The sequence below is a fragment of the Mycobacterium gordonae genome, assembly GCF_017086405.1.
In the GTDB taxonomy this organism is placed as follows: Bacteria; Actinomycetota; Actinomycetes; order Mycobacteriales; family Mycobacteriaceae; genus Mycobacterium; species Mycobacterium gordonae_D.
In genome coordinates, this window is sequence record NZ_CP070973.1 from 4289701 (window position 1) to 4311383 (window position 21683).

Genomic DNA, 21683 nt, shown 5'->3' on the forward strand with positions numbered 1-21683 from the left:
TGTCCTAACCTCTTGGGCTCGGGGCCAATTCGCCGCGGCGGGTGTCGAACGGATGGGTGGTGGTGGCCAGTGGCGGCTGGTTGATCGCCTGCAACGCCTCGGCATTGGTCTTGCCGGCAATGCGCTGCTGCAGGAAGGCCACGAAATCATTCGGCTCCACCACCCGCACCTCAAAGTTCATCATCGCGTGGTAGGTGCCGCACAACTCGGCGCAGTGGCCGACGAACGCGCCCGTCTGGGTGATCTCCTCAACCTGGAAGCGGTTCTCCGAGTGGTTTGCCTCGGGGTTCGGTATGACATCGCGCTTGAACAGGAACTCCGGCACCCACCAGTCATGGATCACGTCGGCCGAGGCCATCTGGAACTCGATGCGCTTGTGGGCGGGCAGCACCAGGACCGGGATCTCGGTGCTGGTGCCCAGAATCTCGACCTTGTCGAAGTTCAGGTAGGTGCGGTCCTCGGTGTTGAGCCCCCGGATGGGTCCGACGAGTTCCTCACCGTGGCGGTCTTTGCCCTCCGGCTTGGAGGTCATGGCCTTCTTCTTGGCCTCGTCGGCGCCCTCGTAGTTGAACGTGCCGTCTTTGAAGGCCACGCGCTGGTAGCCGAACTTCCAGTTCCACTGGAACGAGGTGATGTCGATGACCACTTCGGGGTCCTTGGCCAGGTGCGTCATCTTCTCCTGCACCACGACCGTGAAGTAGAACAACACCGAGATGATCAGGAACGGCGTGACGGTCAGCACCAATTCCAGCGGCATGTTGTAGCCGAACTGCCGGGGAAACTCGTCGTCGCCCTTCTTCTTGCGATGGAAGGTGCACGCCCAGAAGATCAGGGCCCACACGATGACGCCGACGACCAGCGAGGCGATGACCGCGCCGATCCACAACTCCCGGTTGAGGTGGCCTTCGTGAGTGATGCCCTTCGGCCAGCCCAGCGCCAGCGCGTCCTCCCATGAGCATCCGCTCAGAGTGACCGCCAGCACGCCCAGCGCCACGGCCATCCCCACCGGGCGGAAACGGCGGGACAGACCCGGCGTCCTTCCGGGAGTGTGCCGAGACCTGCTCTGCGACAAGCTCTGCGAACGCTCTTGCCCGCGACGTGTCACGTTGACGCCTCCTGTATCGCAAGCTGGGCCGGTCAGGCCGTTCGGCCGATCCGGCTAACTCGGATGTCGAATACTACGCAGCGTAGACCACGCCGCTTCCCCGGGCGACTGCCTGGTCACCACGACCCGCCGGGCACGGCACGCACGGCGACCCGACAAGGTGTTCCAGACTGCGGCATACTGGGGCGCCGTGTGTGGATTGTTGGCCTTCGTCGCCGCTCCCCCGGGTCCAGACGGCCCTGCTGGAGCCGATGCTGCGGCAGCACATGCCGCCGAAGCCGACGGCGCGATCGCCCGCGCATCGCACCTGATGCGCCACCGTGGTCCCGACGAACCTGGCACCTGGGCCGACCCGGACGCGGACGGTTCGGTGGTGTTCGGCTTCAACCGGCTCTCCATCATCGACATCGCACATTCGCACCAACCGCTGCGGTGGGGCCCGCCGGAGGCGCCCGAGCGCTACGTGCTGGTCTTCAACGGCGAGATCTACAACTACTTGGAGCTGCGCGAGGAACTGCGCGCCCAACACGGCGTCGTATTCGCAACCGACGGGGACGGGGAAGCCATCGTCGCGGGTTTCCACCACTGGGGCACCGGCGTTCTCACCCGGTTGCGCGGCATGTTCGCGTTCGCGCTGTGGGACACCGTCACCCGGGAGCTGTTCTGCGCCCGCGACCCGTTCGGCATCAAGCCGCTGTTCATGGCGACCGGCGCCGGCGGCACCGCGGTGGCCAGCGAGAAGAAGTGCCTGCTCGACCTGGCGGACCTGGTGGGTTTCGACGCCGGAGGCGCCGGGATCGACGAACGGGCGGTGCAGCACTACACCGTCCTGCAGTACGTGCCGGAACCGGAATCGCTGCACCGCGGCGTACGTCGGCTCGAGTCGGGATGCTACGCCCGCATCCGGCCGGGCGCGGCCCCCAAAGTCACCCGCTACTTCGTCCCGCGGTTTGCCGCGGTGCCGTTCACCTCGGCCACCGAGCAGGCCCGCTACGACGAGATCACCGCGGTCTTGGAGGATTCGGTCGCCAAGCACATGCGCGCCGACGTCACCGTGGGCTCCTTTCTGTCAGGGGGCATCGATTCCACGGCCATCGCGGCCCTGGCGATCCGGCACAACCCGCGGCTGATCACCTTCACCACCGGTTTCGAACGAGAGGGCTTCTCCGAGCTGGATGTCGCGGTGGCATCAGCCGAGGCCATCGGAGCGCGCCACATCGCCAAGGTGGTCAGCGCTGAGGAGTTCGTGGGCGCGCTTCCCGAGATCGTCTGGTACCTCGACGAACCGGTCGCCGACCCGGCGCTGGTGCCGCTGTTCTTCGTCGCCCGGGAGGCGCGCAAGCACGTCAAAGTTGTGCTGTCGGGTGAAGGTGCGGACGAATTGTTCGGCGGCTACACCATCTACCGGGAGCCGCTGTCGCTCAAACCGTTCGACTACCTGCCCCGGCCGCTGCGCCGGTCGATGGGCAAGATGTCGAAGCCACTGCCGGAAGGCATGCGTGGCAAAAGCCTGCTGCATCGGGGCTCGCTGACGCTCGAAGAGCGCTACTACGGCAATGCCCGCAGTTTCTCGGACGCGCAGCTGCGCGAGGTGCTGCCGCGGTTCCGGGAAAACTGGACACACACCGACGTGACGGCTCCGGTGTACGCGGAGTCGTCCGGCTGGGACCCGGTCGCGCGGATGCAGCACATCGACCTGTTCACCTGGCTGCGCGGCGACATCCTGGTCAAGGCCGACAAGATGACGATGGCCAACTCGCTGGAGCTGCGGGTGCCGTTCCTAGATCCCGAGGTGTTCGCAGTGGCTTCGCGGCTGCCGTATCAGGCCAAGATCACCCGTACCACCACCAAGTACGCGCTGCGACGCGCCCTGGAGCCCATCGTGCCCGCGCACGTGCTCAACCGGCCCAAACTCGGGTTCCCGGTCCCGATCCGGCACTGGCTGCGGGCCGGCGAACTGCTGGAGTGGGCCTATGAAATGGTCGAGTCGTCGCAGGCCGGCCACCTGGTCGACCTGGCCGCCGTGCGCCGGATGCTCGACGAGCACCGGCTGGGCACCAGTGATCACAGCCGCCGGCTGTGGACGATGCTGATCTTCATGCTGTGGCACGCGATCTTCATCGAGCACAGCGTGGTGCCGCAGATTGGCGAGCCGGTCTACCCCGTCGAGTTGTAGGCCCACCCCCTACCGCGAGCAGACGCACAAGCACCACATTTCGGCACGAAAGGGGTGCTTGTGCGTCTGCTCGCGCGACTTAGGCGAGCACCGCGGCGATCTCGGCCGCCGCCTCGTCGCCGTAGGCGCCGGCCAACCGCGAGGTCGCGCTCGCACGATCCCACTCCCAGTTCTGAGTCCCGGTGGACTCCAGAACCAGCACCGCGACCAGGGACCCGAGCTGCGCCGAGCGCTCCAGGCTCAGACCGGCGCTGCGTCCGGTCAGGAAGCCGGCCCGGAAGGCGTCGCCGACGCCGGTCGGGTCCGTCCGGCTTGTCTCGGGCACCACGCCGACGTGCACCTTGGCACCGTCGCGCTCAAAGATGTCGACCCCGTCAGCACCGAGAGTGGTGACCCGCAGGCCCACCTGGGCCATCACGTCGGCCTCCGTCCAGCCGGTCTTGGACAGCAGCAGGTCCCACTCGTAGTCATTGGTAAACAGGATGGCGGCGCCGTCGATGAGCTGCTTGATCTCCTCCCCCGACAGCCGGGCCAGCTGCTGGGAGGGGTCGGCGGCGAAGGCGAGCCCGAGCTTGCGGCATTCCTCGGTGTGCAAGAACATCGCCTCGGGGTCGTTGGCGCCCACGATCACCAGCTCCGGTGTGCCGATGGCCGTCACGACGTCCGCGAGCTTGATATCGCGGGCCTCGGACATGGCGCCGGGGTAGAACGAGGCGATCTGGGCCATGTCGACGTCGGTGGTGCAGGTGAAGCGTGCGGTGTGCGCGGTGTCCGACAGCAGGACGTGGTCGCAGTTGACGCCGTGGCTTTTCAGCCAGTCCCGGTAGTCGGCGAAGTCGGCGCCGGCGGCACCGATGAGGGCAACGTCACCGCCCAGCACTCCGATGGCGAACGCCATGTTGCCTGCGACTCCCCCGCGGTGCACCACCAGGTCGTCGACCAGGAAGCTCAGCGAGACCTTGTGCAGGTGCTCAGGCAGCAGTTGCTCGGAAAATTTGCCGGGAAAGCGCATCAGATGGTCTGTCGCAATAGAACCGGTCACCGCGATGGTCACGAAAAATCCACCCTTCGTTTGTCAGTCGTCTAGCCTCTCACGAACGTCGGCGGGCGACGAACGCTGCCGACGGCCAAGGCGGCCCGCGCGGCTTGCGCTAGCCTGCCTAGAGACTCACTCGGTTGCCGCGGCTGGACTCTCGGGCGGCAACTCGCTCGTCGCCTCGTCCCCCAGCGTAGGAGAACAACGATGGCCGGTCCGCACCCACCGAACCCCGCCGTGGGCGCCGATGGACCGCAGCCGTACCCCGAGGCCGGTCCGAACGCGTCGCAACCGGTCGAGTTTCCACACCACGAGCCGGACTTCGGACCCGGCAACCGCGGCGGACCTCCAGCCGGCTACCCCGGTCCGCCGCCGCGGCCGAAACGGGGACATAAGCGCCTGCTCATCGGCGTTTTGTTGGCCGTCGCCCTGGTCGCCGCATTGACCACCGCCATCGTGTACGGGGTGCGCACCAACGGCGCCAACACCGGTAGCGCCGTCTCGGAAACCGCGGCCAAGACCACGATCCAGGGCTACCTCAACGCGCTGGCGCACAAAGACATCGACAACATCATGCGCAACACGCTGTGCGGCCTCTACGACGCCGTCAAAGACAAGCGCTCCGACCAGGCATTGGCCAAGCTGAGCAGCGACGCGTTCCGTAAACAATTCTCCGAGGTCGAGGTCACCGCCATCGACAAGATCGTTTACCTGTCGCAATACCAGGCTCAGGTGCTGTTCAGCATGCAGGTGACACCCGCGGCCGGCGGCCCGCCACGAGGGCAGGTGCAGGGCATCGCCCAGCTCTTGTTCCAGCGCGGGCAGATCCTGGTGTGTTCCTACGTGCTGCGTACCGCGGGTCAGTACTGACGAATCAGTTGAACGAGTCGCCGCAGGCGCACGATCCCGTGGCGTTCGGGTTGTCGATGGTGAAACCCTGCTTCTCGATGGTGTCGACGAAGTCGATCGACGCGCCTTCCACGTACGGTGCGCTCATCCGGTCGACGGTCAGTGTCACCCCGCCGAACTCGACGGTCAGGTCGCCGTCCAGGGTGCGGTCGTCGAAGAACAGGTTGTAACGCAGGCCGGCGCATCCGCCCGGCTGCACCGCGATCCGCAGTGCCAGGTCGTCGCGTCCCTCCTGGTCAAGCAAGGACTTCGCCTTCGCGGCGGCGGCCTCGGTCAGGATCACGCCGTGGGTCGTGGTTGTCGGCTCGTTCTGCACCGTCATTGCTTCTCCTACATGCTCATTGTCGGGTGGGCCTATCCAGCTGTGATTCTGGGGCCTGCTCGGGGGAACCCACTAGGTCAACGGTACCCCGGCGGGCCGCTATTCCCGAGTCGCGCCGCCGTCTCGGAAGCCAGTCCCATCAGCTGATTGGCCGCATCGGCCAGTGCCAACCGCACCGAACCTGCGTATTCGCTCATGGCCAGAGCGGACATGATGCCCGCCACGCGGGTGGTGGACTTGTCCACCGACACCTGACCGGCCAGCACGATCACCGGAATGCCGAGTGGGCGGGCGGCGGCCGCGATCTCGCCGACCACCTTCCCGTGCAGCGACTGCTCGTCGAAATGACCTTCCCCGGTGACGATCATGTCGGCATCTTCCAGATCCTCGGCGAAGTTGGTCAGTTCGGCGAAGATCGCCGCGCCGGATTCACACCGGCCCCCCAAAGCGAGTAGCCCGGCGCCGATCCCGCCGGCGGCACCGGCGCCGGGCTCCGCACTCACGTCCCGTCCCGCAACGGTGTCCAGCACCAACGCCCAGGCTTCCAGACGCGCTTCCAGCTTGGCGACCGTCGCGCTGTCGGCACCCTTCTGCGGCGCGAACACCCGGGCCGCACCCCAGGGGCCCAACAGCGGGTATTCCACGTCGGAGGCGGCGATCAGATCAATACCGGACAACCATTGGCGGGCGGTGTCCAGACCGCCCAACTCGTGGATCATCCCCTGGCCCCCGTCGGTACACGCGCTGCCGCCCAGGCCGACCACGATCCGCGCCGCGCCGGCCTTGAGCGCGGCGGAAATAAGTTGACCGACGCCCTTGCTGTGGGCCGCCATCGCAGTCTCCGGTGTCGGCGGTCCGTCCAGCAATGCCAGACCGCAGGCCTGTGCGCATTCCAGGTACGCCGTGCGGGAGCGCTCGTCGAACACCCAATAGGCATCGACCTCGGCGTCCAGCGGCCCGGACACACACAGGCGTCGCAATCCCCCGATCCGGTTGGCCAGCACCTCGACGAACCCGGGGCCGCCGTCGGACTGGGGCGCGACGATGAAGGAGTCACCGGGGCGCGACCGGGTCCAGCCGGTGGCGATGGCGGCGGCGGCCTCCACCGCCGACAGGCTGTCGCCGTAGCAGTCGGGCGCCACCAGGACCCGCATCGCGGGCAGCTGCAGTCTGCCGGGACCGAAGCCACCGGCAGCATCGCCCCCCGCCTGCGCCCCGTTCATCACAGGCCAGCGTAGGTGGACACGCACTTCGCCGTGGGCAATACAGCCGCAATTAAGCAGGCTCACACAAGCGAAGTAACCTGACGACTGTGAAGCTGCTGGGCCGTAACAAGGGTCATGACGAGGGTGACGACGCACCGGCCGCTCCGGATGATGGTTCCGCGGCGGCGGAGGCGGCGGCTCGCGGGGCGCGAACCGGCCCCAAGGGCCGTCCCACACCGAAGCGCAACGAGGCCCGGGGCAGGAAGGGTCCGGTCGCGCCAGCGCCGATGACGGCCGCCGAGGCGCGGGCCCGACGCAAGTCGATGGCCAGACCGAAGCTCAGCCGCGAGGAACGCCGCGCAGACCGCACGGCCAGCCGGGCCCGCATGACCGAGCGGCGGGAACGGATGATGGCCGGCGAAGAGGGCTATCTGCTGCCGCGCGACCAGGGTCCGGTCCGCCGCTTCGTGCGCGACGTGGTGGACGCTCGACGCAACGTGCTCGGCCTGTTCATGCCGTCGGCGTTGCTGCTGCTCGCCGCCATGTTCGCGGTGCCGCAGCTGCAGTTCTACATGTCCCCGGTGATGCTGGTGTTGATGGCGCTGATGACGATCGACGGGATCGTCCTTAGCCGCAAGGTGGGCAGGTTGGTGGACGAAAAGTTCCCGAAGAACACCGAAAGTCATTGGAAGCTCGGGATTTACGCGGCTGGCCGGGCCTCGCAGATGCGTCGGATGCGGGCTCCCCGGCCGCAGGTCGAGCGCGGCGCCCATGTCGAATGACCAGTTGACCTGACGTGCGCACGCTGGTACTCGGCGGCATCAGGTCGGGCAAGTCCCGGTGGGCGGAGGACGCAATCGCAGACGCATCGGCACCAGGTCAATCGGTCCGCTATCTCGCCGCCGGTCCGCTCGACAGCACCGACCCCGACTGGTCGGCGCGGATCGCCTCCCATCGCGACCGTCGTCCCGGGCACTGGACGACGGAGGAAACCGGCGACGTCGCCCGCGCCCTGCGGCAACCACCGGCGGTGCCGACCCTGGTCGATGACCTGGGCACCTGGCTGACCGGCACGCTGGATCGTCACGACGGGTGGGACGGCGGCTCGGTGGACGAACCCGTCGAGCAGTTGTTGGAGGCGGTTGGCGCGTTCGGCTCGACGCTGGTGCTGGTCAGCCCGGAGGTGGGGCTGACCGTCGTGCCCGCTACCGCATCCGGACGCCGCTTCGCCGACGAGTTGGGCAGCCTCAATCAGCGGATGGCCGCGCTGTGTGAGCAGGTCGTGCTGGTGGTGGCCGGGCAACCCCTGACGATCAAGGCGCCCGCATGAACGGGTTCGCCCCGGTGTCGCCGCCCGACGCGGACGCGCAAACCGCCGCTCGTGCCCGCCAGGACACCTTGACCAAGCCGCGTGGCGCGCTGGGCCGGCTGGAGGACCTTTCGGTGTGGGTCGCGGCCTGTCAAGGGCACTGCCCGCCGCTGCAGTTCGAACGGGCGCGGGTGGTTGTCTTCGCCGGTGACCACGGTGTGGCACGGTCCGGGGTGTCGGCCTACCCACCCGAAGTGACCGCGCAGATGGTCGCCAACATGACGGCCGGCGGCGCGGCGATCAACGCGCTGGAGGACGTCGCGGGTGTGACGGTGCGCGTGGTGGACGTGGCCGTGGACTGCGACGAACATCTGATCGCGTCCTCGGACAAGTTCAGCGACAAGATCCGGCGCGGCAGCGGCGACATCGCGGTGCGGGACGCACTGTCCGACGAGGAGACTGCGCGGGCGATCGCCGCCGGTCAGCAGATCACCGACGACGAGGTGGACGCCGGCGCGGACCTGCTCATCGCCGGTGACATGGGGATCGGCAACACCACCCCGGCCGCTGTCCTGGTGGCGGCGCTGACCAACACCGAACCGGTCGCGGTGATCGGCTTCGGCACCGGGATCGACGACGCCGCGTGGTCACGCAAAACGGCTGCGGTCCGCGATGCCCTGTACCGGGCGCACCCGATCGCCGGCGACCCGGTGGCGCTGCTGCGCTGCTGCGGCGGCGCCGACTTCGCGGCGATGGCCGGCTTCTTGGCGCAAGCCGCGGTCCGGCGCACCCCGGTGTTGCTGGACGGCATGGCGGTGACGGCCGCGGCGCTGGTCGCCGAACGCCTGGCACCCGGCGCACGGCAGTGGTGGCAGGCCGGCCACCGGTCCACTGAGCCCGGCCACGCACTGGCGCTGGCGGCCCTGGAATTGGAGCCGATTGTCGACCTGAAGATGCGGCTGGGCGAGGGCACCGGTGCCGCCGTGGCATTGCCGGTGCTGCGTGCCGCGGTGGCCACCCTGTCGGCCATGTCGACGTTCGCTGAGGCCGGGGTGTCGGGCGCGATCATCCCGCCGGGCACGTGATCCGTTCGCTGGCAACCGCTTTCGCGTTCGGCACGGTGCTGCCGGTCGGCGGCTCGGCCGGTCCAATGGGTCGCGGCGCGCTGACCGCACTGCCGGTGGTCGGTGCCGCACTTGGCGCGCTTGCCGCGGCCGTGACGTGGGGCGCCGCGGCGGCGTTCGGCCACGGCAGCCCGCTGCCGGGATTACTCGCGGTGACGACGCTGGTTCTGACCACCCGCGGCCTGCACATCGACGGGGTAGCCGACACGGCCGACGGCCTGGGCTGCTACGGACCGCCGCGGCGGGCGCTGGCCGTGATGCGCGACGGTTCCTCCGGACCGTTCGGTGTGGCGGCCGTCGTGCTGGTGATCGGGTTACAGAGCGCCGCGTTCACGGTGCTGAGCGCACCGGCGATCATCCTGGCGGTCTTCGCGGGGCGGGTCAGCGCGGTGTTGGCCGGCCGGCGGCCGGTGCCGGCGGCCGAGGGCAGCACATTGGGCGTCCTGGTAGCGGCCAGCCAGCCGGCGCTGGCGGTGACGGCGTGGCTGGCTGTGGTGCTGGCCGGTTCGGCACTGGTCGGGACGCGGCCCTGGCAGGGACCGGTGGCGGTGACGGTGGCGGTGTGCTGCGGAGCGGCCCTGGTCAGCCATTGTGTGCGACGATTCGGCGGCATCACCGGCGATGTGCTGGGTGCCACGATCGAAGTGACGACGACGGTGTGCGCGGTGCTGCTGGCGGGTCTGACGGCCCGGTGACGCACCGAGCGTGACTCAACCCAGCCGGGACATCCACCCGTGCGTGTCGGCGAAGGTGCCACGCTGGATCCCGGTCAACGTGTCGCGCAATGCCATGGTCACCTCGCCGGATTTTCCGTCGGCAATAGTGAACTCGCCGTCGCCGAATTTCACCCGCGAGACCGGGGTGATGACGGCGGCGGTGCCGCACGCGAACACCTCGGTGATCTCACCGGAGGCGGCCTTCTTCTCCCATTCCTCGATATCGATCTTGCGTTCCTCGACCGCGAAACCGGCGTCAAGGGCCAACTGCAACAACGAGTCTCGGGTGATTCCCGGTAGCAACGAACCGGACAACTCCGGCGTGACCAGCCGTGCGGAGCCGCCACTGCCGAGCACGAAGAACAGGTTCATCCCACCCATCTCCTCGACATAGCGGCGTTCCACTCCGTCCAGCCACACCACCTGGTCGCAGCCGTGTTCGGCGGCTTCCGCCTGGGCCAGCAGCGAGGCGGCGTAGTTACCACCGAACTTGGCCGCTCCGGTGCCGCCCGGACTCGCCCGGACGTACTCCGTCGACACCCAGACCGTGACGGGGCTGATGCCGCCCTTGAAATACGCGCCGGCCGGCGAGCCGATGAGTAGATAGCGATACTCCTTGGCGGGCCGCACCCCCAGGCCAGGCTCGGTGGCGATCATGAACGGACGCAGATAGAGCGCCTCTTCGCCGCCGGCCTTGGGGACCCACTGATTGTCGACTGCAATGAGCTGTCGCAACGATTCGAGGAACAGTTCCTCGGGCAGCTGCGGCATCGCCAGCCGCCGCGCCGACGAGCGCATCCGGGCGGCGTTCGCGTCGGCGCGAAACGCCACCACGGAGCCGTCGGCCCAGCGATAGGCCTTGAGCCCTTCGAACACTCCCTGCGCGTAGTGCAGCACTATGGCCGACGGGTCCAGCTCGATCGGGCCGTACCCGAGCACACGAGCGTCGTGCCATCCCCGGCCGTCGGTGTAGTCGATCGAGACCATGTGGTCGGTGTGGTACTTGCCGAAACCGGGGTCTTCGAGGATCGCTACCCGCTCGGCCTCGGTGGCGGGATTTGCCGCGCGCGAAACCGTGAACTCGAGAGGGCCGCTGGTCATGCGGCTGATTCTATAACCCTGCGCGAACGGGTTTTTGCCACGCGAATTGGTCCCTACCGGGTTTTCAGCTCGACGAACGGCGGACGTACCACTTCGCACTCCACGGCGCGGCCGCGGACGTCGACAGTGATTTGCTGGCCGTCCTGCACCCCGGCGTCGGAGTCGATCAGCGCCAGCGCGATGCCCAGCTGCAGGGTCGGCGAAAAGGTGCCCGACGTGGTGGTGCCCACCGCCTTGTCGCCATCGAGCACGGTCAGCCCGGGGCGCAACACCCCCCGGCCGGTGGTGCGCAGCCCACGCAACAGCCGCCGCGGGCCGGCTTCCTTCTCGGCCAGCAGCGCGTCACGGCCGAAGAAACCGTCTTTCTTCCAGCCGATCGCCCAGCCGCAGCGAGCTTGCAGCGGCGAGATATCCAGCGACAGTTCGTGCCCGTGCAGCGGGTAACCCATCTCGGTGCGCAGGGTGTCGCGCGCGCCCAGACCGGCGGGCTGACCGCCGGAGTCGGCGACCGCGGCCACCAGCGCGTCGAACACCACTCCCGCCGAATCCCACGTCGGAAGCAATTCGTAGCCGTGCTCGCCGGTGTATCCGGTGCGGCAGACCCGGACCGGAACACCCGAATACGTCGCGTCGGCGTAGCCCATGTAGTCCATCTCGGTCGGCAGGCCCAGCGCGGTGAGCACGTCGGAGGAGCGGGGCCCCTGCACGGCGAGCACCGCGTAGTCACGATGCAGGTCGGTGACGGTCAGGTCGGCCGGTGCGGCAGCCCGCAGTGCCGCCACCACGGCCGCGGTATTGGCGGCATTCGGCACCAGGAAGATCTCGTCGTCGTCGACGTAGTAGGCGATCAAGTCATCGATGACGCCGCCGGATTCGGTGCAGCATAACGTGTACTGCGCCTTGCCTGGGCCGATACGCCGCAGGTCGTTGGTCAGCGCGGAGTTCACGAACTGCGCCGCACCCGGGCCACGCACCAGCGCCTTGCCCAGGTGGCTCACGTCGAACAGTCCGACGGCGGTGCGGGTGGCGTTGTGCTCGCCGACGGTGCCGGCGTAGGACACCGGCATCAGCCAGCCGCCGAATTCGGCAAAACTCGCACCTAGTTCGCGGTGGCGGTCTTCCAGTGGTCCATGCAGGAGATTTGGCGCGTCGCTCACGGCGTCCCACCCTAATGCGCCTGCCTGCTGGCACACTTGGGCAGGTGTTCGATTGGGATGCGATGGAAGCCGCCGGGATCGCCAACCCGCGCGAGCGCGCGGACCTGATCAAGTATCTGGACGACCTGGGCTTCACCCTCGAGGAGATGGCGGAGGCCGAGCGGCGGGGCCGGTTGTTCGGGCTGGCCGGCGACGTTCTGGGTTGGTCGGGTACCCCCACCTACACCGTGGCGGCCGCCGCCGAACAACTCGGGTTGACTGCCGCGCAGGTCGCTCACGCGTGGGGACTGCTGGGCCTGACGTTCGCCGGTCTGGACGTGCCGGCGCTGAGCCAGGCTGACGTCGACGCCCTGGCCACCTGGGTGGCGTTGAAGGCGGTGGTCGGCGAGGAGGGTGCACTGGGCCTGTTGCGGGTGCTCGGCGCCGCGATGGCCCGGCTTGCCGAGGCTGAGTCGACGCTCATCCGCGCCGGCACGCCGGACATCCAGATGACCCACACCCACGACGAGTTCGCCACCGCCCAGGCCTACCGCTCGGTCGCCGAGTTCGTCCCGCGGATCGGGGCTCTGATCGACATCGTGCACCGTCACCATCTCACCAGCGCCCGCACCCACTTCGAGGGCGTCATCCGCGACACCTCATCGAATGTGGTGTGCGGCATCGGTTTTGCCGACCTTTCGGGTTTCACGGCGCTCACCCAGGCGCTCACCCCGGCGCAGCTGTCGGAGTTGCTCAACGAGTTCGCCGGCGCGGTATCCGACGTGGTCCATGCCGACGGCGGCCGGGTGGTCAAGTTCATCGGCGACGAGGTGATGTGGGTGAGCGCGTCGCCCGAGCAGCTGGCCAACGCCGCCGTCGATCTCGTCGAACACCCTAAAGCTCGTGAGGAGGGGCTGCGGGTCCGCGCCGGCCTTGCCTTCGGCACCGTCCTGGCGATCAACGGCGACTACTTCGGCAACGCGGTCAATCTGGCGGCGCGCCTGGTGGCCGCCGCGGCACCGGGTCAGATCCTGACGGATGCGGCGCTGCACGAGCAGCTGCCGGACTGGCCAGCGCAACCGCATGGGCCGTTGCAGCTCAAGGGCTTTGATGCGCCGGTGCCGACCTTCGAGCTGCGCGCCGGGGACGGCGAACACGGCACCGGCCCGACGAGACTGCGCTGCGGCCGGTAGTCCGGATCGTCGGACTCCGGCCGCAGAGCGCCCGGCATCGTCCTCCGATTAGGGTTATTCGCCGTGACCACCACCTCTTCGGGCTACCAGGCTCCCACCGTCAACGTTGCAACATCCCTGCCCAAACGGGGTGTAGGGTCCTCGGTCCTGCTGGTGCCGGTCGTCTCGGCTGGCGACAAAGACGAACCTGGCGCCACCGTCGCCGCCGGTGCCGCACTGCTGCCCGCCGAGGCGGTGGCCGAGATCGAGGCCGGGCTGAGGGCGCTGGGCGCCACCGGCGGCACCGAGCAGGTACACCGACTGGTGGTGTCGTCGCTGCCGGTGGCCAGCGTGCTGACGATCGGACTGGGCAAGCAACGCGAGGAGTGGCCGACCGATCTGGTTCGTCGCGCAGCTGGCGCCGCGGCTCGTTCGCTCGGCACCAGCGAAGCCGTCATCACCACCCTGGCAGATCTGCCAGGTCAGGGAATCTGCGAAGCCGCGGTGGAGGGCCTGATCCTGGGCAGCTACCGGTTCAGCGCCTTCCGCAGCGCCAAGACCGCTCCCAAAGACGCCGGACTGCGCAAGGTCACCGTGCTGTCGTCTAGTCGGGACGCCAAGAAGCAGAGCGCGCACGCTGCGGCCGTCGCCACCGCCGTGGCCACCGCGCGCGACTTCGTCAACACTCCACCGAGTCACCTCTTCCCAGCCGAATTCGCCTCGCGGGCAAGGGTTTTAGGGGAATCGGTGGGCCTGGAAGTAGAGGTGCTCGACGATAAGGCGCTGAAGAAAGCGGGCTACGGGGGCCTGTTGGGGGTGGGCCAGGGATCCTCGCGGTTGCCCCGGTTGGTGCGATTGATTCATCGCGGGTCGCGGCTGGCCAAGAACCCCAAGCGGGCGAAGAAGGTCGCGCTGGTCGGCAAGGGCGTCACCTTCGACACCGGCGGCATCTCGATCAAGCCGGCCGCGTCGATGCACTACATGACTTCGGACATGGGCGGGGCCGCCGCGGTCATCGCGACGGTCACCCTCGCCGCCCAGCTGCAGCTGCCTATCGATGTGATCGCCACGGTTCCCGTGGCAGAGAACATGCCGTCGGGGACAGCACAACGGCCCGGCGACGTGCTGACCCAGTACGGTGGGATCACCGTCGAGGTGCAGAACACCGACGCCGAGGGCCGGCTCATTCTTGCCGACGCGATCGTGCGGGCGTGCGAGGACAACCCGGACTATCTGATCGAAACGTCCACCCTGACCGGCGCGCAGACGGTGGCGCTCGGTGCCCGCATCCCCGGCGTGATGGGCAGCGAGGAGTTCCGGGACCGTGTCGCCGCGATCTCGCAGCGGGTGGGCGAGAACGGTTGGCCGATGCCACTGCCCGACGAGCTCAAGGACGACCTGAAGTCGACGGTGGCCGACCTTTCCAACGTCAGCGGTCAGCGATTCGCCGGCATGCTGGTGGCCGGAGTGTTCCTGCGCGAGTTCGTCGCCGAGTCGGTGCAGTGGGCGCACATTGATGTCGCCGGTCCGGCCTACAACACCGGCAGCCCGTGGGGCTGCACGCCCAAGGGCGCCACCGGCGTGCCGACCCGCACCATGTTCGCTGTGCTGGAAGACATTTCCGAGCGGGGCTGACGGGCGCTGGACTCCGACGACCGCGCGCTGTGTCGTAGAGCGTGAGCGACCGGAGGCGCTGCGTCCCTCTCTGACTTCATCAGCGTCCCCGGCGAGCCCTTGTGGCCGGCCCTGATCAGAACCGCGGCATCGATCACGTCCGCAGTTATCCGACCTGGCTGGGCTTGAGACGTTCGGCCAGGGCACCCAGGCGCCACAGACACTCCCGATTACGCGGGTAAACCGCCGCCAGGGCCAGCCGGTCGGGCAGCAGGCTGGCCGGCCCGGTAACCGGCACCTCGCTCATCTCGATCCGGCATCCGTCCGGATTATCGCTGAGCCGCAGGGTAATTCGAGCAGCACCGAACAGCCCGACGCGGGCCTTGAGCACGAGTTCCGCACCCGGCGTGCAGCTTTCGACCTCCGTTTTGTCGTCGATCACCAAGGGCCACACACCGACCGAGTGCTTGATCGCTGAACCGGGCTGCGGCCAGTTCGTGTCGACCGCACGAGTGCGACTGTTCCCGACTACCCACTGCGTGTACGTCCAGCCGTCGGCGATGACGTCCCACACGGCCTGGCGGGACGCCGACACGTCCCGGATGGTGCTCAACCCCTTCGTCAAAGTCATGACATGTCCCCTTCCACGGTGCACTCACCCACGTGGGGTACCCCGGCCGCCGCAAAGTACCGCAAACGCCCCTGGCAAACATCGCAGGGTTTAGCTCAGAACCGCAGCGGTTACTTACCGGAGCAGCAAGATCCTGCTCAGGAAAGGCCGAAAAGTGACGGTACGACGGTTAATCATCGCGGTGAGCGCAGCGCTCTTGGCGGCCGGCGTGATTGGCTTGCTGGTGCCTGTCCAGGTGTCCAACAGCAACGGCGGAACGGTGTCCTGCGGAAACGGGTTCGCCGCCGATCTCTCCGGTGCCCGGGCGGCAAACGACCGCAACGGCGCCAACATCCCGATCCTCAACGAGATCATCCCGCACACCGACTTCGTGGCTCAGTGCGAGTCCGCCGGGTCCAGCCGGCGGATGTGGACGATTCCGCTGACAGTGATCGGCATCGTCGGTGTCGCCGGTGCGTCCCTAGTGCAACGCACCAGGGGGGCGAAGCTCGACGTTTAGATCACTTTCATCCGCGCGGTGCTGCGCAACGCTTGCGGCAGCACCCGGGACAGGCCGTAGAGCGCGTAAGCCTCAAAGGTCACCGGCCGGATCGGCTTGTTCTTCTTGACCGCGGACACGATGGCGTTGGCGACCTTGTCGGGCCCATAGCTGCGCAGGTCGAACATCTTGTCCAGCTGGCCGCGCCGGCCGTCGACCACCTCATCGTCCTTGGCGCCGGCACTGAACTGGGTGGTCGCGATGATGTTGGTGTCGATGACGCCGGGGCAGATCGTGGTCAGCCCGACGTCGGCGGCGTCGAGTTCGGCCCGCAGGCAGTCGGAGAACATGAACGTGGCGGCCTTGGATGTGCAGTACGCGCTGAGCGACTGCAGCGGCGCGTAGGCGGCCATCGACGACACGTTGACGATGTGCCCACCGGTCCCCCGCTCAACCAGCCGCCTGCCGAACGCCCGACAACCGTTGACCACGCCGCCGAGGTTGACGTCCAGCACGCGATCGAACTGCTCGGCCGGGGTGTCCAGGAAGCCGCCCGCCTGACCGATGCCGGCGTTGTTGACGACGATGTCGGGCAGACCGTGCTCAGCGCAGACCCGTTCGGCGAACGACTCGACGGCATCGGCATCGGAAACGTCGAGCACGTAGGCGTGGGCGACACCGCCGCGCGCCGCGATCTGGGCGGCTGTCTCCTTCACGGTGGCCTCGTCGATATCGCTGATCACCAGTTCGGCGCCTTCACGCGAGAACGCGATCGCGGTTTCACGGCCGATGCCGCTGCCCGCTCCGGTCACCGACACCAGCGTGTCGCCGAAGTAACCGCGCGGGCGCCCGACCTGCGCCCGCAACATCGACCGGCTCGGCTGCTTGCCCTCGATCAGATCGGCGAAATCGTGTACCGCGGCGGCCATCACCTGCGGATGGGACATGGGTGAGAAATGCCCGGCGCGAATGTCGCGGCGCCACAGCCGCGGCACCCAGCGAGCCGTCTCGTCGTATCCGTGCGGGCGCACGTACTGATCTCTGGTGTTGACGATGAGTTGCACCGGTGTGTCGATGCTGTGCACACCCTGGCGGCGGAACTTGCCGGAAAACGAGCGCCAGTAGTTAGCGGGATAGGTCTTCACCGAGGTCGCTGCGTCGCTCGGCAGCTTGTCGGAGTGGTGAATCTGCTCGACGGGGATGTTGTCGACGATCCTGCGTCGCACCGCGGCGCGCGACAGCGCCAGTCGCAGCAGCAGCGGCGCCAGCACCGGGATCGAGAAGAAGGCCATGTAGGTCAACCGCAGAACCTGGCAGATCGCCTGGGCGAGTCTGCGGACCCGCCACGGCTGACGCAATGCGCCGAAGATGAAGCTGACCAACTGATCCTGGGCCGGGCCGGAGACCGAGGTGAACGACGCGACCCGGTCACCGGCGCCCGGCCGGCTCAGGTACTCCCAGACCGCCACCGAACCCCAGTCGTGCGCCAGCACATGGACCGGCTGACCGGGGCTCAGCTCGCTGATCACCGCGGCGAAGTCGTCGGCCATTCGGGCGGTGCGGTACGCGGACACCGGTTTGGGCGCCGACGACAGTCCGACGCCGCGGTTGTCGAACCGCACCACCCGGAACCGTTGCGCCAGCAGTGGAACCACGCCATCCCACAACACATGTGAGTCTGGCCAGCCGTGCACGAGCACGACGGTCGGCCCCTCGCGGTTGCCTTCTTCGTAGACCGCGATCCGCACACCGTCCGCGCTGTCGACGAACTGCTGGGGTGCATGTTGTGTTGCCGGCATCAAACCTCCGCACCTGCCACGCGTCGTTGGGATCGATTCGGGAACCAGTGGCCACACCGTAGCAAGACCGACCGACGCGACACGCACCTGAAGTCGCCGCGCCCTGAATGTAGCTAGCCGGTGGCAGAGTGAAAGGATAGGTTTTGACCTCGACATGGCTTGCCGACCCGGTTGCTGACGGTGTGGTAAGCCAGAGGTCGATCTGCGCCGATCCGACGACCGTTCGAGGAGTCAACAGAGATGGCCTTCTCCGTCCAGATGCCGGCACTTGGTGAAAGCGTCACCGAGGGAACGGTCACCCGCTGGCTCAAGCAGGAGGGCGACACGGTCGAAGTCGACGAGCCGCTGGTCGAAGTCTCGACCGACAAGGTTGACACCGAAATCCCGTCCCCGGCCGCGGGCGTGCTCACCAAAATCATCGCCCAGGAGGACGACACGGTAGAGGTCGGCGGCGAGTTGGCACTCATCGGAGACTCTGCCGACGACGGCGGGCAGGACACCAGTCAGGGCGGCGGCCAGGAGTCCGAGCCGGCTCAGGAGTCCGAGCCGGCTCAGGAGTCCGAGCCGGCCCAGGAGGAGGAAGCCTCGGCGGAGTCCCCCGCGGCCGAAGAACCGGCCCAGGCAGAGCCGGAGAGCGAACCCGAGCCCGAACAGGGGTCCTCCGGAGGCGGCAGTGACGCGACGCCGGTGCTGATGCCGGAATTGGGCGAATCGGTGACCGAGGGAACCGTGACGCGCTGGCTGAAGAAGGTCGGCGACTCCGTCCAGGTGGACGAGCCGCTGGTGGAAGTGTCCACCGACAAGGTGGACACCGAGATCCCCTCCCCGGTGGCCGGCGTGCTGGTCAGCATCACCGCGGAAGAAGACGACGTGGTGCAGGTCGGTGGGGAATTGGCCAAGGTCGGCAGCTCCGACTCCGGCGGGGGTTCAGCCCCGACGCCGAAAACCCAACCCAGTGAGGACAAAGCGGAGGCCGAACCGGAGCCGGAGCCGGAGCCGGAGCCGGAAGCCAAGAAGGAGCCGGAACCGAAGCCCGAGCCCAAGCCAGAACAAAAGCCTGTGCCCAAAGAAGAGCCCAAGCAGGAGTCGAAGCCGCAACCAGAAGGCGATGCCGCCTCCGAAGGCGGCCCGTATGTGACGCCACTGGTGCGCAAACTGGCCGCCGAACACAACGTCGACCTGACCGAAGTGACCGGCACCGGCGTGGGTGGGCGCATCCGCAAACAGGACGTCCTGGCGTTCGCTGAAAAGACAGCGGAGAAAAGCCAACCGAAGGAGGAGGCCAAACCGGCCGCCCAGCCGTCGGCACCCGCGGCAAAGCCGGCCGCCCCTGCCCCGGCGCTGGCCCATCTGCGGGGCACCAAGCAGAAGGCCAGCCGGATCCGCCAGATCACCGCCGCTAAGACGCGCGAGTCCCTGCAGGCCACCGCGCAGCTCACGCAGACTCACGAAGTCGACATGACCAAGATCGTGGCGCTGCGCAACCGTGCCAAGACGGCCTTCGCCGAGCGTGAGGGGGTGAACCTGACCTTCCTGCCGTTCATCGCGCGGGCGGCCATCGACGCCCTGAAGATCCACCCGAACATCAATGCGAGCTACAACGAAGAAACCAAGGAAATCACCTACTACGACGCCGAACACCTCGGGTTCGCCGTCGACACCGAGCAGGGACTGCTGTCCCCCGTCATCCACAACGCCGGCGACTTGTCGCTGGCCGGTCTGGCCCGCGCGATCGCCGACATCGCCGCCCGGGCCCGCTCGGGCAACCTGAAGCCCGACGAGTTGTCCGGTGGCACCTTCACCATCACCAATATCGGCAGCCAGGGTGCGCTGTTCGACACCCCTATCCTGGTGCCGCCGCAGGCCGCGATGCTGGGCACCGGGGCCATCGTCAAACGCCCCCGGGTGGTCGTCGACGAGTTCGGCAACGAGTCCATCGGTGTCCGGTCGGTCAGCTACCTCCCGCTGACCTATGACCACCGACTCATCGACGGCGCGGATGCCGGACGTTTCCTGACCACGATCAAGCACCGACTCGAAGAGGGGGCCTTCGAGGCCGACCTGGGGCTTTAGGCAGGACCCCGAACCGTGGCCGAAGCGGTGATCGCGATTGCGGGTTCGTCTGGCTTGATCGGTTCGGCGCTGACCGCGGCGCTGCGCGCGGCCGACCACGAAGTGCTGCGTATCGTGCGTCGCACCCCGTCGAATTCCGATGAGCTGCACTGGAATCCGGAAAGCGGCGAATTCGACCCGGATGCACTCGCCGATGTTGATGTCGTGGTCAACCTGTGTGGCGTCAACATCGGCCAGCGACGATGGTCGGGAGCGTTCAAGCAGAGCCTGCGCGACAGCCGGCTCGCGCCGACCGAAGTCCTGGCCGCAGCCGTCGCCGATGCGGGGGTCGGCACGCTGATCAACGCCAGCGCGGTGGGTTACTACGGCGACACCAGAGACCGGGTGGTCGACGAAACCGATGCCGCCGGGCGGGGTTTCCTCGCACAATTGTGTGTGGACTGGGAGGCGGCCACGCTACCGGCACAGTACGAAGGCACCCGGGTGGTGCTGGCCCGGACGGGTATCGTGCTGGCCCCCTCGGGCGGCGCGCTGCGGATGATGCGACCGGTGTTCTCGGTGGGGCTGGGCGCGCGACTCGGTAGCGGCCGTCAGTACATGTCGTGGATCAGCCTGGAAGACGAGGTCCGGGCGCTGCTGTTTGCCATTTTCCACCCGACGCTGTCCGGTCCGGTGAACCTGACCGGACCGGCGCCGGTGACCAACGCGGAGTTCACCACCGCCTTCGGCCGGGCAGTCAACCGTCCGACCCCGATGACTTTGCCGGGCTTCGCGGTGCGCGCGGCGCTCGGGGAGTTCGCCGACGAAGGACTGCTGACCGGTCAACGGGCCATCCCGACGGCCTTGGAGCAGGCTGGTTTCAAGTTTTACCACAACACAGTTGGCGAGGCGCTCGACTACGCCACCGCCCGTCGCGAACAGGATTGAACACTCTCCCCTTTCCGTCGCTCTTGCGGTATCTTTCTTCCGGCCCGTATCAGCCGACCCGACGGACGATGGAGAAGCGTGACTGCCTCGGTTTTTCATGAGCTGAAGAAGGAAGGGCCGCTCTACGCGCTCTTCTTGAATTGCACCCTGAAGAAGGGCCCGGAAACATCGAATACCGAGGCGTTGTGCAATCTACTGATCGAACGCCTCAAGGCTCACGAACCGGACATCGAAACCGAGATCGTCCGCGTCGTCGACTACGACGTGAAGCCCGGCGTCGGAAACGACGAAGGCGATGGCGACGAGTGGCCGTTGATTTTGGAAAAAGTCAAGCGCTGCAACATTATTGTGCCCGCAATGCCGATCTGGATGGGGGTGCGCTCTTCGGTAATGCAGCGGGTGATCGAGCGCCTGGACGGCACCACCAAGACGGTGATGTGCGAACGCACCGGCCAGTTCCCGCTATACGGAACCGCTGCCGGATGTGTGGTGACCGGCAATGAGGACGGCAGCCATGACTGCGTCGCCAACACCTTTGCCAACCTGTTGCACTTCGGCGTCACCGTCCCGCCCAACACCGACCTCTACTGGGTGGGCGACGCCGGGCCGGGAGCCAGTTACATCGAGGCGGGCGGCGAACTGTCACCGTACGTGCGGCGCAACGCCGAGTTGACCGCCATCAACCTGCTGTTCGCCGCCAAATTGCTGCGCGACAACCCTTACACCGTCAATATCGCCGAACAGAACGCAACGATGATGCGGCGCAACCAAGTCAAGATGGCTGCGATGAAGCAGGCCATCAAGTACATGCGCGAAAACATGCCGGACTGATCCTTCGTCGAGCCATCGA

Annotated in this window: 20 protein-coding genes; 12 read left to right on the forward strand and 8 right to left on the reverse strand. The window is 67.5% G+C overall.

Annotated features, from left to right (window positions below):
- Positions 1-4: 4 nt before the first annotated feature.
- The gene (ctaC, locus tag JX552_RS18310; RefSeq protein ID WP_205873390.1) at positions 5-1105 is read right to left on the reverse strand and encodes an aa3-type cytochrome oxidase subunit II; all 1101 of its coding nucleotides are present in this window, start codon (positions 1103-1105) and stop codon (positions 5-7) included.
- Positions 1106-1295: 190 nt separating this feature from the next.
- Between ctaC and asnB the strand changes: the two genes are divergently transcribed.
- Complete coding sequence (asnB, locus tag JX552_RS18315) at positions 1296-3281, forward strand: asparagine synthase (glutamine-hydrolyzing) (protein ID WP_205873391.1); 1986 nt, start codon at positions 1296-1298, stop codon at positions 3279-3281.
- Between the two features lie 79 nt (positions 3282-3360).
- Here asnB and JX552_RS18320 read toward each other — a convergent pair whose 3' ends face one another.
- Positions 3361-4335, reverse strand: coding sequence for a carbohydrate kinase family protein (locus tag JX552_RS18320; RefSeq protein WP_205873392.1), 975 nt, complete (start codon positions 4333-4335; stop codon positions 3361-3363).
- A 189-nt stretch (positions 4336-4524) separates the two neighbouring features.
- Between JX552_RS18320 and JX552_RS18325 the strand changes: the two genes are divergently transcribed.
- Positions 4525-5187: an Rv0361 family membrane protein gene (locus JX552_RS18325; protein WP_205873393.1), complete on the forward strand. Its 663-nt coding sequence runs from the start codon at positions 4525-4527 to the stop codon at positions 5185-5187.
- A 4-nt stretch (positions 5188-5191) separates the two neighbouring features.
- Here the strand turns inward: JX552_RS18325 and JX552_RS18330 are convergent, their stop codons facing one another.
- Together JX552_RS18330 and JX552_RS18335 are read right to left on the reverse strand one after the other, a co-directional pair.
- Positions 5192-5548: an iron-sulfur cluster assembly accessory protein gene (locus JX552_RS18330; RefSeq protein ID WP_205873394.1), complete on the reverse strand. Its 357-nt coding sequence runs from the start codon at positions 5546-5548 to the stop codon at positions 5192-5194.
- 77 nt (positions 5549-5625) lie between these two features.
- Positions 5626-6702, reverse strand: coding sequence for a glycerate kinase family protein (locus JX552_RS18335; RefSeq protein WP_205878532.1), 1077 nt, complete (start codon positions 6700-6702; stop codon positions 5626-5628).
- 158 nt (positions 6703-6860) lie between these two features.
- On the opposite strand from JX552_RS18335, the gene JX552_RS18340 reads away from it, so the two are divergent.
- The 4 genes from JX552_RS18340 to JX552_RS18355 are packed head-to-tail and all read left to right on the forward strand — an operon-like array spanning position 6861 to position 9881.
- Positions 6861-7535 (forward strand): DUF3043 domain-containing protein, encoded by a 675-nt coding sequence (locus JX552_RS18340; RefSeq protein ID WP_205873395.1) that lies wholly within the window; start codon positions 6861-6863, stop codon positions 7533-7535.
- Between the two features lie 14 nt (positions 7536-7549).
- Complete coding sequence (locus tag JX552_RS18345) at positions 7550-8083, forward strand: bifunctional adenosylcobinamide kinase/adenosylcobinamide-phosphate guanylyltransferase (RefSeq protein ID WP_205873396.1); 534 nt, start codon at positions 7550-7552, stop codon at positions 8081-8083.
- Positions 8080-9147: a nicotinate-nucleotide--dimethylbenzimidazole phosphoribosyltransferase gene (gene cobT / locus JX552_RS18350; protein ID WP_205873397.1), complete on the forward strand. Its 1068-nt coding sequence runs from the start codon at positions 8080-8082 to the stop codon at positions 9145-9147. The genes JX552_RS18345 and cobT overlap by 4 nt, the downstream gene beginning before the upstream one ends.
- The gene (locus JX552_RS18355) at positions 9144-9881 is read left to right on the forward strand and encodes an adenosylcobinamide-GDP ribazoletransferase (RefSeq protein ID WP_205873398.1); all 738 of its coding nucleotides are present in this window, start codon (positions 9144-9146) and stop codon (positions 9879-9881) included. Before cobT ends, JX552_RS18355 begins: the two co-directional genes overlap by 4 nt.
- 15 nt (positions 9882-9896) lie before the next feature.
- On the opposite strand, the gene JX552_RS18360 is transcribed toward JX552_RS18355, so the two are convergent.
- Both JX552_RS18360 and gcvT read right to left on the reverse strand, forming a co-directional pair.
- Complete coding sequence (locus tag JX552_RS18360; protein WP_205873399.1) at positions 9897-11003, reverse strand: branched-chain amino acid aminotransferase; 1107 nt, start codon at positions 11001-11003, stop codon at positions 9897-9899.
- A 53-nt stretch (positions 11004-11056) separates the two neighbouring features.
- Complete coding sequence (gene gcvT / locus JX552_RS18365; protein WP_205873400.1) at positions 11057-12160, reverse strand: glycine cleavage system aminomethyltransferase GcvT; 1104 nt, start codon at positions 12158-12160, stop codon at positions 11057-11059.
- Positions 12161-12174: 14 nt separating this feature from the next.
- Here gcvT and JX552_RS18370 point away from each other — a divergent pair, with 14 nt between their 5' ends.
- A complete protein-coding gene (locus JX552_RS18370; protein WP_205873401.1) occupies positions 12175-13332 on the forward strand; it encodes an adenylate/guanylate cyclase domain-containing protein in 1158 nt (385 codons plus the stop codon).
- Between the two features lie 63 nt (positions 13333-13395).
- Positions 13396-14946 carry a leucyl aminopeptidase gene (locus JX552_RS18375; protein ID WP_205873402.1) on the forward strand — a complete coding sequence of 517 codons (1551 nt, stop codon included), beginning with the start codon at positions 13396-13398 and terminating at the stop codon, positions 14944-14946.
- 145 nt (positions 14947-15091) lie between these two features.
- Here JX552_RS18375 and JX552_RS18380 read toward each other — a convergent pair whose 3' ends face one another.
- Positions 15092-15556, reverse strand: coding sequence for an SRPBCC family protein (locus JX552_RS18380; protein WP_205873403.1), 465 nt, complete (start codon positions 15554-15556; stop codon positions 15092-15094).
- A gap of 154 nt (positions 15557-15710) precedes the next feature.
- On the opposite strand from JX552_RS18380, the gene JX552_RS18385 reads away from it, so the two are divergent.
- Entirely contained in the window at positions 15711-16055 is a 345-nt protein-coding gene (locus tag JX552_RS18385; RefSeq protein ID WP_205873404.1) for an aminopeptidase, read from the forward strand.
- Here the strand turns inward: JX552_RS18385 and JX552_RS18390 are convergent.
- Positions 16052-17833, reverse strand: a complete 1782-nt coding sequence (locus JX552_RS18390) for an SDR family oxidoreductase (RefSeq protein ID WP_205873405.1) — start codon at positions 17831-17833, stop codon at positions 16052-16054. The two genes, JX552_RS18385 and JX552_RS18390, sit on opposite strands and share 4 nt — an antisense overlap.
- 240 nt (positions 17834-18073) lie before the next feature.
- Here JX552_RS18390 and sucB point away from each other — a divergent pair, with 240 nt between their 5' ends.
- The 3 genes from sucB to JX552_RS18405 all read left to right on the forward strand — a co-directional run bounded on the left by sucB (position 18074) and on the right by JX552_RS18405 (position 21664).
- Positions 18074-19906 (forward strand): 2-oxoglutarate dehydrogenase, E2 component, dihydrolipoamide succinyltransferase, encoded by a 1833-nt coding sequence (gene sucB / locus JX552_RS18395; protein ID WP_205873406.1) that lies wholly within the window; start codon positions 18074-18076, stop codon positions 19904-19906.
- A 15-nt stretch (positions 19907-19921) separates the two neighbouring features.
- Positions 19922-20833: a TIGR01777 family oxidoreductase gene (locus JX552_RS18400; RefSeq protein WP_205873407.1), complete on the forward strand. Its 912-nt coding sequence runs from the start codon at positions 19922-19924 to the stop codon at positions 20831-20833.
- Positions 20834-20911: 78 nt separating this feature from the next.
- The gene (locus JX552_RS18405) at positions 20912-21664 is read left to right on the forward strand and encodes a flavodoxin family protein (protein ID WP_205873408.1); all 753 of its coding nucleotides are present in this window, start codon (positions 20912-20914) and stop codon (positions 21662-21664) included.
- The last annotated feature ends 19 nt before the right edge of the window (positions 21665-21683 follow it).

Excerpts from the sequence above, each read along its gene's own strand:
- JX552_RS18360 (WP_205873399.1), bottom strand. The coding sequence starts at position 11,003 with ATGACCAGCGGCCCTCTCGAGTTCACGGTTTCGCGCGCGGCAAATCCC.
- JX552_RS18380 (WP_205873403.1), bottom strand. The coding sequence starts at position 15,556 with ATGACTTTGACGAAGGGGTTGAGCACCATCCGGGACGTGTCGGCGTCC.
- cobT (WP_205873397.1), top strand. The coding sequence starts at position 8,080 with ATGAACGGGTTCGCCCCGGTGTCGCCGCCCGACGCGGACGCGCAAACC.
- JX552_RS18390 (WP_205873405.1), bottom strand. The coding sequence starts at position 17,833 with ATGCCGGCAACACAACATGCACCCCAGCAGTTCGTCGACAGCGCGGAC.
- JX552_RS18335 (WP_205878532.1), bottom strand. The coding sequence starts at position 6,702 with ATGCGGGTCCTGGTGGCGCCCGACTGCTACGGCGACAGCCTGTCGGCG.
- JX552_RS18330 (WP_205873394.1), bottom strand. The coding sequence starts at position 5,548 with ATGACGGTGCAGAACGAGCCGACAACCACGACCCACGGCGTGATCCTG.
- JX552_RS18325 (WP_205873393.1), top strand. The coding sequence starts at position 4,525 with ATGGCCGGTCCGCACCCACCGAACCCCGCCGTGGGCGCCGATGGACCG.
- JX552_RS18370 (WP_205873401.1), top strand. The coding sequence starts at position 12,175 with ATGCGCCTGCCTGCTGGCACACTTGGGCAGGTGTTCGATTGGGATGCG.
- sucB (WP_205873406.1), top strand. The coding sequence starts at position 18,074 with ATGGCCTTCTCCGTCCAGATGCCGGCACTTGGTGAAAGCGTCACCGAG.